Here is a 14,029-nt window from a genome sequence, read left to right on the forward strand (position 1 = left end):
CAAAAACCAACGCAACAAAGCCGCACGCAGAGGCAGCGAAGCCGCCCCGCTGAAAAGCAAGGCGGCAAAGCCGCCCTGGGAGGAACGCTGGGAAAGCGAGGCGGCGAAGCCGCACGTGGGGGGCTTGGGGGGCTCGGCCCCCCAAAATTGTCACGGCCGACCCGGCGAAAGTGCGAAGCACTGAGCAGGGCCGACCAGAGACCGTGGCGGGTGGAGGATTCGAACCTCCGAAGCTTGCGCGGCTGATTTACAGTCAGCTCCCTTTGGCCACTCGGGCAACCCGCCGGGGTGCGAGAACCATACCCAATCGCCTTGGGCTTGTGCCAACGGGTATCCCCTTGCGGGGGCGGCGGTAGCATCCTGGCGCATCAAGGTGTCGGTACTCGGAGGTGTGGCTCGTGGCGGACCCGTCGTTCGACGTGGTGAGCAAGGTCGACCGGCAGGAGGTGACCAACGCGATCAACCAGGCCGGCAAGGAGCTGTCGACCCGGTTCGACTTCCGTGGCACTGGTGCTGAGATCAGCTGGACCGGTGAGGAGTCCATCTCGGTGCAGGCCGAGACGGAGGAGCGGTGCCTGGCCGCGATCGATGTCTTCAAGGAGAAGCTGATCAAGCGCGGCATCTCGTTGAAGGCGTTCGACGTGGAGGAGCCGCGGTCGTCCGGTAAGATCTACAAGGCCTCGGGGTCGATCGTGCAGGGGATCGCCACGGACAAGGCCAAGGAGATCGCCAAGGCGATCCGGGACAACGGTCCGAAGGGTGTGCAGGCGCAGATCCAGGGTGACCAGTTGCGGGTGTCCGGCAAGAAGAAAGACCACCTCCAGGATGTGATCGCGTTGTTGAAGGACCAGGACTTCGGGATCGCCCTCCAGTTCACCAACTACCGCTGATGCGCGGCATCGTTCTGGCCGGGGGCAGCGGCACCCGGTTGCATCCGATCACGCAGGCGGTCTCCAAGCAGCTGCTGCCGGTCTTCGACAAGCCGATGATCTACTACCCGTTGTCGGTGCTGATGTTGGCCGGTGTCCGCGAGATCCTGATCATCTCCACACCTACCGACCTGCCGAGCTTCCGGCGGCTGCTCGGCGACGGGAGCCAGTGGGGGCTGCGGTTGGAGTACGCGGAGCAGCCGCAGCCGAACGGTCTCGCGGAGGCTTTCATCATCGGCGAGCGGTTCGTCGGCGACGACGATGTGGCGTTGGTGTTGGGCGACAACATCTTCTACGGCCAGGGGTTCTCTGGTCTGCTTCAGCGGCAGGTCGCTGACCTGGACGGTTGTGTGCTGTTCGGCTATCCGGTGAAGGACGCGCACCGCTACGGCGTCGGTGAGGTCGACGCGGACGGGCGGTTGGTGTCGATCGAGGAGAAGCCGGCGGTGCCCCGGTCGAACAAGGCCATCACCGGGTTGTACTTCTATGACAACCAGGTGGTCGAGATCGCCAAGGGGCTGACGCCGTCGGCGCGGGGCGAGTTGGAGATCACCGACGTCAACATGGCGTATCTGCGGCAGGGCCGGGCCACGCTGATCGACCTGGGTCGTGGGTTCGCGTGGCTGGACACGGGCACGCATGACTCGCTGCTGGAGGCCGGGCTGTTCGTGCAGGTCCTGGAACACCGTCAGGGTGTGCGGATCGCTTGCCTTGAGGAGATCGCGTTGGCGATGGGGTACATCTCCGCCGACGAGTGTCTTGCCTTGGGCGCGAAGCTGGCCAAGTCGGGGTATGGCGAGTACGTCATGGCCGCGGCGAGGGCAGCAGGCGCCCTTCCCGCCACGACATGACTGCGGCCGGCACCATGGCGGCGGCGGTGAGCACGAACGCCATGGGGAAGCTGGTCGCGGTGACGATCACGCCGACGCCTATGGAGCCGGCGGCCATGCCGAGGTCGTAGGCGGCGTTCCAGATGGCGCTGACGGTGCTGTAGCCGGCCGCGGGCACGCGTGCGTACATCAGGCTGATGGACGCGTTCTGCAGCACGCCGAATCCGATGCCGAAGAGGGCCGCCCCGGCGAACACGAACGCGGGCTCGTGCGTGGCGGCCATCAGCACCATGCCGAGGATCGCGAGACCGACGCTGGGTACGAGCATCCGGACCTGGCCGTGCCGGTCGCCGATCTTGCCGGCGAACCACCGGCCCACTGTGGCGGCGGCCGGCTGCACGAACAGGGCGATGGGCGCGACCCACGTCTGGGTGGCCAGCGGCAGGTACGTGACGACGACACCGGCGGCGCCCGCTGCCGCGGCGAAGATCAGCGCGGGCCGGGTCAGTGCGCCGTTGCGCAAGCCGCCGAGCACGCCATGCTGCTCACTGTCCGCCTTCTCCCGGTCCGGCAGCCCGAGCACGGTGACCACGGCCACGATGGGGAACGCGGCGGTCAGCACGAACACGATCCCGTATCCCCAATGACCCGCCATCCACACGCCCAGGGGCAGCGCGAGCAGTGACGGAACGCCGCCGACCAGCCCGACGATCGCGAGTCCCTCACCGCGTCGTTCGTCCGGGATCAGCGCGGCGGTCAGTGCGCCGCCGGCCACCATGGTGATGGCGAACCCGATGCCGCGCAGGACACCCACCGCGAAGATCATCGGGACCGACATGGACCCCAGCAACGCCAACGCGGGTGCCCCGAGCAGCACCAGTCCCGCGCCCAGTGCCCAGCGGTAGCCGACGAGGGTGACGATCCGCGGGGTCACCAACTCGCCCAGCACGGTCGCCACGAGCAGGACCCCGTTGGCGAGCCCGGCCGCGGTGGCCGTGCCGGACGTGCCGGCGTACATCGGGATGACGGCCAACGGCAGGTAGAAGCTCACCGACGACGCCACGACCGAGACGAAACGCAGGAGCAGGGCGCGGTTGAGGATCGGCGGCCGGGCGCAGGCAGTGGTCATGGGAACGAAGCTAGGTGGCAAGTGGGTCGCTGATAAGGTCCAATTCCGTGCCGCCGCAGTGGTCCGGTTGGTCAGCGAGGGGCCAGTGTGGGGGCCGCGTCCAGCAGGTCGTAGCCGAGTTCGACGTCGCCGCGGATCATCACGTCCACGGTCCGGGGTTCCCGGCGGCCGCCGAGGAGCATGCAGAACTCGATCACGTTCATGGTCATCTCGACCGTCACGCCGAGGTCAGGGTCGGACAGCGGCAGCGTCCACGTGCCGCCGCCGTGCCCGGTCAGGACCAGCCGCAGGGTGTTCCCCTCGCACGGCAGGCGACGGCTCTTGGCGGCGTGCGGCAGCAGCCGTGCGGTGAAGTCCGCGACCGCCCGCAACTGGTCCGCGGGCGGCGCGGGCAGGGCCTTGCGGGTCGCCACCGCGATGTCGTTCGCGTGCATCCAGGTCTCGAACGCCCGGGACACCAGCAGGTCGTCCTGGTCGCCATGCCGGCTGATCAGGTCCGCTTGACGGCGCCACGCGGCCCAGGCGGAGTCGTGGTCGGCGGGCGTGGACAGCAGCAGGTCGGTACGGCTGTCCGGGTCCTCCCACGAGTACACCGGCGGGTCGACGGGCAGGCCCAGCCGGTCCGCCACCAGGTTGTCGGTGGCCGTGAGGTGGATCACCAGGTCCAGGATGGTCCAGTCGCCGTGGGCGACCCGGTTCCACTGCTCAGGCGCGAGCTCGCGGAGCAACGCGTCCAGCGCGCACACCGCGCCCGCGTACGCGTGCGAGGCCGGTAGGACGTTGAGAACCTTGTCCCGCAACGACTCCGGCGGATCCCCTTGGCACGTGCTGAGGCGCTCCGCGGCGTTGATGAGATCCCGTGCCTCGGCCCGGCACGTCTCGCATGTCCGCAGGTGGTTGTCGACCGCGTCGGACTCCGCCGGCTCACAGGCGTTGACTGTCCAGGCGGCCAGGAGTGAGGACACCGTCGCGTGCTTGCTCATAGCCCGCGCAGACCCGCTTGCAGCCGTGCTTTCGCCGTGCTCTCCGGAATTCCCAGCTTGGCCGCGATCTGGTGGTAGGTGAGGCCGTGGAAGTACGCCATGTCGACGGCCTGCCCGGACGGGACCTGACTGGTCGACTCACGCAACCAGGACACCGACCGCAGGTGCGCCATCCGGGCCAGCCAGCCGCTGAGGGTCGCCTGCGTCGGGTCGTACGACAACGGACGGTCCCAGAGGGTGTGGAACGTCGAGACAGTGACCGCCTCGGCCACCTCCGCGGACAGGGTGACGCCCATGGCCACCGCATAGACCGTTCGGCCGTACCGGTCGTACACCTCGGCCAACGCGTCGTGGTCGCCGTAGGTCAACCGCTGCCGGATGTCGCTGTCCCACATGTGTCGGACAATCCCAGCGGTTCGGCCGCAATCACACCGCCAGACGTCACATCCGGCGGCGGGCCATGTCCTCCAGTCGCCGGATCCGGTCGGCGATCGGCGGATGCGTTCCGAACAGGTTCGCCAGCCGTTCACCCGAGCGGAACGGGTTCGCGATCATCAGGTGCGACTGCGACATCACGGCCGGCTCCGGCGCGAGCGGGGCCGCGTTCGTGCCGTACTCCAACTTCCGTAAGGCCGACGCCAACGCCAACGGATCGCCGGTCAGTTCGGCGCCGGACTCGTCGGCCTGGTACTCCCGGGACCGGCTCACCGCCATCCGCACCAGCCCGGCCGCGACCGGTCCGACGATCGCGATCATCAGGATCCCCAACGGGTTCGGCCGGTCGTCGTCGTCACCCAACCCGAAGAACATCGCGAACGTGGCCAGGACGCTGATCACGCTCGCGAGCGCGCCGGCCACCGACGAGATCAGGATGTCCCGGTTGTAGACGTGCGCCAACTCGTGCCCCAGCACCGCCCGCAGCTCTCGTTCGTCCAGCAACGTCAGGATGCCGCTCGTGCAGCACACAGCCGCGTTGCGTGGGTTTCGCCCGGTGGCGAACGCATTCGGGGCCTGGGTGGGGCTGATGTACAGCCGCGGCATCGGTTGGCGCGCGGCGTTGGACAGCTCGCGGACGATCTTGTACATCGCCGGCTGTTCCCACTGGGACACCGGTTGCGCGCGCATCGCCCGCAGCGCGATCTTGTCGGAGCTGAAGAACGCGTACGCGTTCATGCCCAACGCGATGAGCAGACCGATGACGAGCCCGGCCGTGCTGAACAGGGAACCGATCAACAGGATGACCGCGCTCATGCCACCCAGCAAGAGCGCTGTCTTCAACCCGTTGTAGTGCCTGTGCACGGTGGCCCTTCCTCCGCAAACCCCGGAGAGACAACGCTGCCGGACACCGAGAAGTTCCTGTTAGGACCCGGTGTGGCCGAGTCGCCAGTACGCCGCCGGCCGGACGTGCGCCCGGTCGATGCCGCGCTCCTCCACCAGATGCTGACGGACGGCCTGCATGACCTCCCGTTCGCCGGCGGCCCACACCGCCGGGGCGCCGTCCGGGAACTGGGCCGCGGACAGTGCCTTGACCAGCGGCTCGCTGCTGCCCGCCGGAACGCCGTCGCGACGCACCCACGTGACGTTCAAGTCCTGCTCCTCGGTGGCGTCCTCGATCTCGATGAACGCCTTGACGGTGGCGCCAGGCAGCGCCGTCATGATCGCGTTGATCGCCGGGATCGTGGTCTCGTCACCGACCAGCAGGTGCCAGGCGGCGCCCGGGTCCGGCTGGTAGGCCGGGGACGGACCGACGAAGATCACGTCGTCACCGGGCTGGGCGCGGGTGGCCCAGCGGGACGCCGGTCCATGGTCGCCGTGCAGGACGAAGTCGAAGTCGATCTCGTTCGCCACCGGATCGTGCCGACGGATCGTGTACGTACGCATGTACGGCCGCACGCGCGACAGCGCGGCCCGCGCGGTCTCCAACGTGAGCGGCTCCGGCAACTCCGCGTCCGGCTCGTACAGGTAAAGCATCACGTTCTCGTCCGTGCCCGCGCCGACGAAGTCGTCGATCGACGGTCCGCCGACGGTGATCCGCGCCATCCGTGGGGTGACGCGGCACGTGCGGAGAACCGGGGCCCGCCACAGCTTGGTCGGCTGCCGCCGGGCACGGCGCCTTTCAGTGCTCACCAGCACCAATCTACGACCCGGCGGTCAGTGCAGGATGTCGTACTCCACGGTCGCCGTGTGCGGGCCGTTCATGGTCAGCCGGCAGGGCTGGTCGCGTTGGAAGCCCGAGCAGTCGTCACGCCACCCGACGACGATCGCGTTCCCGCCTGTGCCCTGCGCGGTGAGCACCAGGTTGTCGCCCGCGGTGTACTGAATCGGGCACGGCGGGACCGTGGTGGAGCTGTGCCCGGCCGTGCAGAACAGGGTGCCGCTCTTGGTGGAGTCGATCCGCACCCGGCCCCATGAGCTGCCCTGGCCGATCATCTGAATGGTCAGGGTGTACTTCGGTTTCACCTTGAACCTGGCCACGATTGTCCGGGTCGTGTTCGCCTGCGTGGTGCAGGCGGGACTGTGCGCGTTGGCGCACGTGGCCGCGTCCCAGGTGTCGAAATCGTGGTCCTCGTCGGGAACGGCTGCTACTGAGACCGAGTCGCCCGTGGTGAACGTCATCGTGCACGAACCGCACGCGTGGCCGTTGAGCGTGACCGAACCGCCCGCCGCCGCGATCTGCACGGTCAGCTGCACCTTTGTCGGTTTGAAGAGCGCCTGGACGTTCTTTCGCGAGTCCATCGTCAGGTCACATGTCTGGCCGGAGCAGTCGCCGCCCCACTGGGACAGCGCGTAGTCGGTCGCGGCGTGCGCGGTCAGGCTGACGTGGGTGCCCTGGTCGTAGTCGTAGGAACACGTCGACGTGGGCGCGCAGTTGATCTTTCCGTCGGTGGACGTGACCGCGCCGCCGGCGTTCGTCGTCACGGTGAGCCGGTACTTCGGGATGACGGTGACGGAGATTTTCACGGACGCAGTGCCGCGCCGGCCGTCGGGCATTGTCGCCTGGACCGTCACCAGATAGTTCCCGGCGGCCGGCCAATGGTGTGACACCGGCAGTCCGGTGGCCGTGCCGCCGTCCGCGAAACTCCACTCCGCCGTGGACGGCGGTGTTCCGTCGACGTCCACGGACATCGTGACGTCCTCGTTCACCATCGGGGTTTCCTTGGACACCCGGATCTTCAGGGCGACCGAGGGCTCGCCTGGTGTGGGGACGGTGGTCGAGGCCTGCGGCGACAGGGCGGCCGAAGGCGGCGCGGACGAAGCGGATGCGGACGTGGATGTGGACGTGGATGTGGACGTGGATGTGGGTGCGGTCGCCGGGTTCCCGCTCGGGCTTGCCGTCCCGGTCGGTGTCGACACTCCGGCGTTGGGGTCGCGCGGGTCGTACTTGGCGACGTCGACCACCGTGCCGTCGAGCCGGATCACGCCGGCCTGCTCGGTGTCCGGGTTGTTGAAGAAGACCACGCCGTCCCGGTTGAGCAGCTGGAACCGTCCGCCCGTGGCGAGCACCCGCGCCTGGCCGACGACCCGTCGGCCGGTCAGGTCGATGATCCACACCCGGCCGTCGCCGTAGTCCGGCACGAACAGCCGGTTGCCCGCCTCGACCGGCTCGCCGAGGTCCTTGCCGGCCAGCGGGATCGCCGTGTCGCAAACGCTCGCGCCCACGTCACAGACGTTCACCACACCCCGTGACGCGACGATGTACAGCCGCGACCCGTGCGGCGAGCCGCTGACCTGGACGGTGTCGTCCGGCCGCAGGTCCAGGTCGACCGTGCCGCGGGCGACCCCGGTGTCCGGGTCCACGACGACCGCCTTGCGCCGCGCGGTGTTCACCACCACCGGCGAGCTGCCGACCAGCGTCATCACCGCGTTCCCGGCGCTGGTGACGGCCTGTTTCGTGCGTCTGCCGCCGGAGATCCTGGTCAGGTCGCCGGTCGCGGTGTCGATGATCCACAGCCGGCCGGCGTCGTCGACCACCGCGGTGTTCCCGGACAGCTGGGCCGACATCGGCTGCGGCTCACCCACCGCGGCGCCGGTGCGTGGGTCGGCCTGGGTGACGATCCCGTGCTGGGTGTCCAGCGCGTACAGGGAGTTCGCGCCGGCGAACGCGGTCAGCCCGCCGGTGACCTGCGGGATCGGGGCGGCCGGCGGGGTCGGCGCGAACGTGGCGCCGTCCACCCGCCGGATCGTGCCCGCGGTCCTGTCCACGGCGTACGCGGTCATCCCCTGCTGGACGACCTCGATGGCGTTGCCGGCGGCGGCCACCGGGACCTGCCCGACCACCTCGGCCGTGGACCCGTCCAGCAGGGTCACCTGGCCGACCTTCGCCGACGCGAGCCACGCGGCGCCGGACGTCAGCCGGATGCCCTGGCCGGGATGGCCCGTGCCGAACACCGCCAGCCCGGCCACCACGACGGCCGCGGCGACCCCGGCGGCCACCTTCGGAACTCCTCGGATCACACGGGGGAGAGGCACGGCAGCGCCCGGTGATACGTCCGGTCATCCGGTTCGGCGTTGCGCCGGCCGGGCGCACCGGACTGTGGCTGCGGTAACAAGATGGTCTCGAAAACGGTTCTGACCGGATAAAGTTACTGCCACGGCGTATCTAAGCCGTGGATTCGTCACCATCTTCCCGATCTTCCGAACAAACCTCATGTGTTGCCCGAAGGGTTGGAAAGTGATCATCGATACCTTCGAGTGCGTCCCTGAACGGTCCTGGTCGTCACCGGTATGGGCCCCCTCCCGGAACGCTGTGACATCGGAATGGGTGGCTATTTCGCCTGATCGGGGTACAGTGACGTGCCCGTTGACGCAGACGCGGTGGTGATCCTGTGTCGTTGCGTCGACGTACCCGAGATGCCCGTACCCCGGTCGGACGAGGAGGCGGCATGGCGGATCGACCGGTGGCCGTGGAGCCGGTAGACGAGACCCCGCTTGTCCGGCGGTTCCGGTTCTACTCCGTCAGCGTCGTCCTGCTGGGCCTGCTCGCCGCCGTTCTGGTCAGCCTGTGGCTGCCGCCGACCGGGCACACCGACCTGGTGTGGACCGGCGTCCTGCTGATCGGCGGCTTCCTCGTCGCCGAGCAGCTCGCGATCAACGTCGACGTCCGTAGCGGGGTCAGCTGGTCCATCTCGTTCACCGAGATCCCGCTGGCCATCGGCCTGTTCGTGGCACCCTTCGAGCTTGTCCTGCTGGCCCACGTCATCGCGGGTGTCAGCACGTTGCTGATCCGTGGCGTGCACGACCGTGTGCTCTACAACGCCGGTGTCCTGGTGATCGAGATCAGCACGGCGTTCGCGGTGCTGCACGCCTTCAACCTCGGCCTTGACGGCGTCGGCCCGCCGTGGGCCGGGGTGTTCGTCGGCGCGTTCGCCGCTCCCGTCTCCAGCACGCTGCTCGGCATGGTCACCGTGCACGTCCTCGGCCGGCGCATGCGGCTGTCGGCCGGGATCCTGCTGGTCGGCCGCACGCTCGTGCTCGGCATGGTCAACGCCGCCGTCGGTGTCGTCGGTTACGAGGTCTCGGTCCATTCCGTCGCTGGCTGGCCGCTTGTGGTGCTCGCGCTGTCCGGCTTCGGCGCGCTGTACGTGGCCTACTCGGGCCTCCTGCGCGACCAACGCGACCTGGAGGCGTTGTCCCAGGTCAGCCTGATCGTGGCCCGGTCCGGCCAGCAGGCGGCCGCCAAGCCCGCCACCGGCCTTGAGGACATCTCCGCGGACGTCGCCAGCGACGAATGGCACGCCATCGCCGAACGGATCAAGGAACAGCTCGGCGCGGCCCGTGTCGTCCTGCACATCCGGTTCGACCCGCAGGCGCCGATGCGGACCGCGGTCGCCGGCACGGACCTGCCCGAAGACGCCTACGACGTGAACAGCGCCGTCGTGAACAGCCCCAAAGGCGACCCGCTGCTGCGGCTGCCCGGTTCGCACGTTCGGCACTTCCGCCGGATCGACGCCATGCCCGAGATCCGCCAGTCACTGATCCGCCGGGACGCCACCGAGGCCCTCGTCGTGCCCTTGCGCAGCGCGAGCCACCTGCTCGGCGTCCTTGAAGCGCACGACAGGCAGAGCCGTTGGCGCGGTTTCGGCACGGCCGACATGCGCATCATCGGCACCATGGCCAGCCATCTGGCGACCGCGTTGGACAACCGCCGGCTGCTGTCGCGGCTGCGGCACGACGCGTACCACGACCCGCTCACCGGCATGCTGAACCGGCCGGGCTTCCGGCAGGCGGCCACCGAGCAGCTGCGGAGCGATCCGCAGGCCATGGTCGCCCGGATCGACCTGGACGTGCTGTCCACGGTCAGCGACGCGCTCGGCTACGCCTGGGGCGACCGGATGGTCTCGGCGGCGGCGCGCCGCATCAGGGACACGCTCGGTTCGGAGAGCATGATCGCCCGCCTGGAAGGCATGGCGTTCGCGGCGTTGCTGCCCAGCCGTCCGCTCGACGAGATGCACGCCCTGGCGGAACGCTTGCGGGACATGCTGATCGCGCCGTACCTCGTGGACCGCCTCACGCTCGATGCCGGCGCTGTCGTCGGCTACGTGTCCGCGTCGATGGAGGACGAGTCGACGGTCATCGACGTGGACACGCTGCTGCAGCACGCTGACGTGGCCGTCCGCGCCGCTCGGGCCGGCGGCGAGCCCGTCCGCGCGTACATGCCGAGCATGGGCCAGATCTTCCTGCGCCGGTTCCAGCTGGTCACCCAGTTCCGGCACGCGGTGGAGACCGGCCAGGTCAAGGTCCACTACCAGCCGAAGGTGGCGCTGCCCAGCCGGAACCTGGTCGGCGTCGAGGCGCTGGTCCGGTGGACCCACCCGGAGTACGGCAACCTCGACCCGGACGAGTTCGTGCCCGCGATCGAAGCCGCCGGTCTGGTCGGCGCGCTCACCGGGTTCGTCCTCGAACAGGCCCTCACCAAGGTCCGCAAGTGGCTCGACCGCGGGCTGCGGATCTCCGCGGCGGTGAACATCTCCGTACGCAGCCTGGCCGAACAGGACTTCCCCGAGCAGGTCTCGGACCTGCTGGCCCGCTACGGCGTGCCGGCCGAACTGCTGACCCTGGAGCTGACCGAGTCCGGCGTGATGGCCGACCCACAGAAGGCGCTGCCTGTGCTGCGCAGGCTGCACACGCTCGGCGTGATCCTGGCCGTGGACGACTTCGGCACCGGTTACTCGTCACTGGCGTACCTGCGGCAGCTCCCGGTGGACGAGGTCAAGATCGACAAGAGCTTCGTGTTCGGCATGGGCACGGACCTGTCGGACCTCGCCGTGGTCCGGTCGATCGTCGAACTGGGTCACTCGCTGGGCCTGTCCGTGGTCGCCGAGGGCGTGGAGGAGGATGTGGCCCGCGACCAGCTGTCCGCGATGGGCTGCGACGTGATCCAGGGCTACCTGATCTCCCGTCCGCTGTCCGAGGGCCGGCTGGAGGCATGGTTGCAGGCCAGGACGACCAAGACCGCGGGCCGGTTGGACGAGACGGTCCTGACGCTGCTGTCCTAGCGGGGACCCCGGTTTTAACTCCTGGCCCTGGTTGTGTAGAGTTCTCCTCGCTCGCCCCAATAGCTCAGTCGGTAGAGCGTCTCCATGGTAAGGAGAAGGTCTACGGTTCGATTCCGTATTGGGGCTCTGTGGGATCAGCCGTGATGCAGACCATGGCATCGCGGCCTGTCTCATGTGGCGGTGTAGCTCAGGTGGTAGAGCAAACGGCTCATAATCGTTGTGTCGGCGGTTCAAGTCCGCCCACCGCTACGCGATTGGTCGGGACGCGGGTTCCGGCCTATTACACTGGGGTCATCCCCGGATGTTGTGACCTAGAGAGGTACTGCTGTGGCTGCCACTGACGTGCGACCGAAGATCACGCTCGCGTGCGAGGTGTGCAAGCACCGCAACTACATCACCAAGAAGAACCGGCGCAACGACCCGGACCGGCTTGAGCTGAAGAAGTTCTGCCCCAACTGCGGCACGCACCGGGCGCACAAGGAAACTCGCTGAGCGTTCTCCCGTGGCTCTGGATCTCTCGTACATCGGACGCACGTACCCGGCGTCAGCCCCCTATGGCGTGAGCCGGGCGAAGATCCGTGAGTTCGCCGAGTCCATCGGCGACGACAACCCGCTCTACACCGACCCGGCCGCGGCCACCGCGGCCGGGTTTCCGGATGTCGTCGTCCCGCCGACGTTCCTCACGATCATCAACCTGGCCGCGATCAACGTGGTCATCGAGGACCCCGAGCTGGGCCTGGACTACGGCCGGATGGTGCACGGCGACCAGAAGTTCACGTACCGCCGCCAGGTGCACGCGGGTGACGAACTTCGCGTGGTCGTCCACATCGAGGACATCATGTTCCGCGCCGGCAACGACTTCATCAACCTGCGCGCGGACGTCTACGACGCCGACGACGAGATCGTGGTGGTCTGCCACGCCCAACTCGTGGTGCGCGAAGCCGAGAAGCCGGCGGAGGTGACCGGATGACCGTCGCCGTCGGGGACGAGCTGCCACCGTTGACCGTGAACGTCACCCGCAAGGACCTGGTCTGCTACGCCGGCGCCGCCCTGGACTTCAACCCGATCCACTGGAACGAGAAGTTCGCCAAGGAGGTCGGGCTGCCGGACGTCATCGCGCACGGCATGCTCACCATGGCCTTCGCCGCGCGCGTCCTGACCAACTGGGTCGGCGACCCGAGCCGGATCCTGGAGTACGGCGTCCGCTTCACCCGTCCGGTCGTGGTGCCCAACGACGAGAAGGGCGCGGTCGTCGAGCTGTCCGGGAAGGTCCGCGAGGTCAACGCGGACGACGGCACCGCCAGGATCGACATCACCGCGAAGTTCGACGGCCGGACCGTCCTGGGCAAGGCCGTCGCCACCGTCCGGATCTCGTAGGGCGTCCTTACTTCGCTTCCCGGAGCAGGTCCGCCATCCGGGTCACGCCGGTGACCAGGTCATCGTCGCTCAACGCGTACGAGAGCCGGAAGTAGCCGGGTGTGCCGAATGCCTCGCCGGGCACCACCGCGACCTCGGCGTGGTCGAGCACGAGGGCCGCGAGGTCCACGCTCGTCTCCGCACGCTGGCCGCGGATCTCCTTGCCCAGCAAGCCTTTCACCGACGGGTACACGTAGAACGCGCCTTCCGGCGTGGGCACGTCGACCCCCGGGATCGCCGACAACAGCTCGACGATCGTCCGACGCCGGCGGTCGAACGCGGTCCGCATCTCGTACACGGCGTCCAGGGAGCCCGAAACCGCCGCCAGCGCGGCCCGCTGGGACACGTTCGCCACGTTCGAGGTCAGGTGGGACTGGAGGTTCGCGGCGGCCTTGATCACGTCGTCCGGGCCGATCATCCAGCCGACCCGCCACCCGGTCATCGCGTACGTCTTCGCGACGCCGTTGACGACCACGCACGTGTCGGCCAGCTCGGGGACCAGGACCGGCATGGACTCGGCCCGTACGCCGTCGTAGACGAGGTGCTCGTAGATCTCGTCGGTGATCACCCAGACGCCGTTCTCGACCGCCCAGCGGCCGATCGCCGCCACCTGCTCACGCGGGTACACCGCACCGGTCGGGTTCGAGGGCGAGCAGTACAGCAGGGCCTTGGTGCGCGGCGTGCGGGCGGCTTCGAGCTGCTCGACCGTGGCCCGGTAGCCGGCGGTCTCGTCGGTCACGACCGGCACGGGGACGCCGCCGGCCAGCGCGACGGCCTCCGGGTACGTGGTCCAGTACGGTGCCGGCAGGATCACCTCGTCGCCCGGGTCGAGCAGGGTGGCGAACGCCTGGTAGACGGCCTGCTTGCCGCCGTTGGTCACGATCACCTGGCTCGGCCGCACGTCGTAGCCGCTGTCGCGGGCGGTCTTGGCGGCGATCGCCTCCCGCAGTTCCGGCAGGCCGGCGGCCGGGGTGTAGCGGTGGTTCCTCGGGTCCAGGGCGGCTTCGGCGGCCGCCCGCGCGATCGGCTCCGGGGTGGGGAAGTCCGGCTCACCCGCGCCGAAGCCGATCACCGGCCGACCGGCCGCCTTGAGCGCCTTGGCCTTGGCGTCCACCGCGAGGGTCGCCGACTCGGTGATGCCGCCGATCCGGGCCGAGACCCGGGTGGGTGCTGCTGCCATACCGGCATCGTCGCAGATCCACGCGGTTGCGACCGGGCTGGGGTGACCGCGATTGGAGGCCGGCGC

The 14,029-nt window shown here is 68.9% G+C and carries 14 protein-coding genes and 3 tRNA genes; 9 read left to right on the top strand and 8 right to left on the bottom strand.

The features are described 5' to 3' along the window. Positions 1 to 204: 204 nt before the first annotated feature. Positions 205 to 285 (bottom strand) — tRNA-Tyr (locus tag EV192_RS05290). A 113-nt stretch (positions 286 to 398) separates the two neighbouring features. Here EV192_RS05290 and EV192_RS05295 point away from each other — a divergent pair. Both EV192_RS05295 and rfbA read left to right on the top strand, forming a co-directional pair. Then, entirely contained in the window at positions 399 to 890 is a 492-nt protein-coding gene (locus EV192_RS05295) for a YajQ family cyclic di-GMP-binding protein (protein WP_132111604.1), read from the top strand. Then, on the top strand, positions 890 to 1,780 hold the full coding sequence (rfbA, locus tag EV192_RS05300; RefSeq protein WP_132111606.1) for a glucose-1-phosphate thymidylyltransferase RfbA: 891 nt from the start codon (positions 890 to 892) through the stop codon (positions 1,778 to 1,780). Before EV192_RS05295 ends, rfbA begins: the two co-directional genes overlap by 1 nt. Here rfbA and EV192_RS05305 read toward each other — a convergent pair. The 6 genes from EV192_RS05305 to EV192_RS05330 form a co-directional block, all read right to left on the bottom strand. Continuing rightward, positions 1,734 to 2,888 (bottom strand): MFS transporter, encoded by a 1,155-nt coding sequence (locus EV192_RS05305; protein WP_132111609.1) that lies wholly within the window; start codon positions 2,886 to 2,888, stop codon positions 1,734 to 1,736. The genes rfbA and EV192_RS05305 overlap by 47 nt on opposite strands. A gap of 71 nt (positions 2,889 to 2,959) precedes the next feature. Then, positions 2,960 to 3,871: a maleylpyruvate isomerase family mycothiol-dependent enzyme gene (locus tag EV192_RS05310; protein ID WP_132111611.1), complete on the bottom strand. Its 912-nt coding sequence runs from the start codon at positions 3,869 to 3,871 to the stop codon at positions 2,960 to 2,962. Next, the gene (locus tag EV192_RS05315; protein ID WP_132113035.1) at positions 3,868 to 4,266 is read right to left on the bottom strand and encodes an RNA polymerase sigma factor; all 399 of its coding nucleotides are present in this window, start codon (positions 4,264 to 4,266) and stop codon (positions 3,868 to 3,870) included. The genes EV192_RS05310 and EV192_RS05315 overlap by 4 nt, the downstream gene beginning before the upstream one ends. Before the next feature lie 46 nt (positions 4,267 to 4,312). Further along, entirely contained in the window at positions 4,313 to 5,170 is an 858-nt protein-coding gene (gene htpX / locus EV192_RS05320) for a zinc metalloprotease HtpX (protein ID WP_132111613.1), read from the bottom strand. Positions 5,171 to 5,230: 60 nt separating this feature from the next. Continuing rightward, complete coding sequence (locus EV192_RS05325; protein ID WP_132111615.1) at positions 5,231 to 5,998, bottom strand: siderophore-interacting protein; 768 nt, start codon at positions 5,996 to 5,998, stop codon at positions 5,231 to 5,233. 24 nt (positions 5,999 to 6,022) lie between these two features. Next, a complete protein-coding gene (locus tag EV192_RS05330; protein ID WP_132111617.1) occupies positions 6,023 to 8,305 on the bottom strand; it encodes an InlB B-repeat-containing protein in 2,283 nt (760 codons plus the stop codon). 360 nt (positions 8,306 to 8,665) lie between these two features. On the opposite strand from EV192_RS05330, the gene EV192_RS56735 reads away from it, so the two are divergent. The 7 genes from EV192_RS56735 (at position 8,666) to EV192_RS05360 (ending at position 12,744) form a co-directional block, all read left to right on the top strand. Then, positions 8,666 to 8,788 carry a hypothetical protein gene (locus EV192_RS56735; RefSeq protein WP_279492796.1) on the top strand — a complete coding sequence of 41 codons (123 nt, stop codon included), beginning with the start codon at positions 8,666 to 8,668 and terminating at the stop codon, positions 8,786 to 8,788. Next, positions 8,755 to 11,367, top strand: a complete 2,613-nt coding sequence (locus EV192_RS05335) for a putative bifunctional diguanylate cyclase/phosphodiesterase (protein ID WP_132111619.1) — start codon at positions 8,755 to 8,757, stop codon at positions 11,365 to 11,367. The genes EV192_RS56735 and EV192_RS05335 overlap by 34 nt, the downstream gene beginning before the upstream one ends. A gap of 53 nt (positions 11,368 to 11,420) precedes the next feature. Further along, positions 11,421 to 11,493 (top strand) — tRNA-Thr (locus EV192_RS05340). Between the two features lie 50 nt (positions 11,494 to 11,543). Further along, positions 11,544 to 11,616 (top strand) — tRNA-Met (locus EV192_RS05345). Positions 11,617 to 11,694: 78 nt separating this feature from the next. Next, entirely contained in the window at positions 11,695 to 11,859 is a 165-nt protein-coding gene (rpmG, locus tag EV192_RS05350) for a 50S ribosomal protein L33 (RefSeq protein WP_132111621.1), read from the top strand. A gap of 10 nt (positions 11,860 to 11,869) precedes the next feature. Further along, entirely contained in the window at positions 11,870 to 12,337 is a 468-nt protein-coding gene (locus EV192_RS05355; RefSeq protein ID WP_132111623.1) for an FAS1-like dehydratase domain-containing protein, read from the top strand. Then, positions 12,334 to 12,744, top strand: coding sequence for a MaoC family dehydratase (locus EV192_RS05360; protein ID WP_132111625.1), 411 nt, complete (start codon positions 12,334 to 12,336; stop codon positions 12,742 to 12,744). Before EV192_RS05355 ends, EV192_RS05360 begins: the two co-directional genes overlap by 4 nt. Before the next feature lie 7 nt (positions 12,745 to 12,751). On the opposite strand, the gene EV192_RS05365 is transcribed toward EV192_RS05360, so the two are convergent. Further along, positions 12,752 to 13,963: a pyridoxal phosphate-dependent aminotransferase gene (locus EV192_RS05365; RefSeq protein WP_132111627.1), complete on the bottom strand. Its 1,212-nt coding sequence runs from the start codon at positions 13,961 to 13,963 to the stop codon at positions 12,752 to 12,754. Between the last annotated feature and the right edge of the window lie 66 nt (positions 13,964 to 14,029).

Source organism: Actinocrispum wychmicini (assembly GCF_004345645.1).
Lineage (GTDB): Bacteria > Actinomycetota > Actinomycetes > Mycobacteriales > Pseudonocardiaceae > Kibdelosporangium > Kibdelosporangium wychmicini.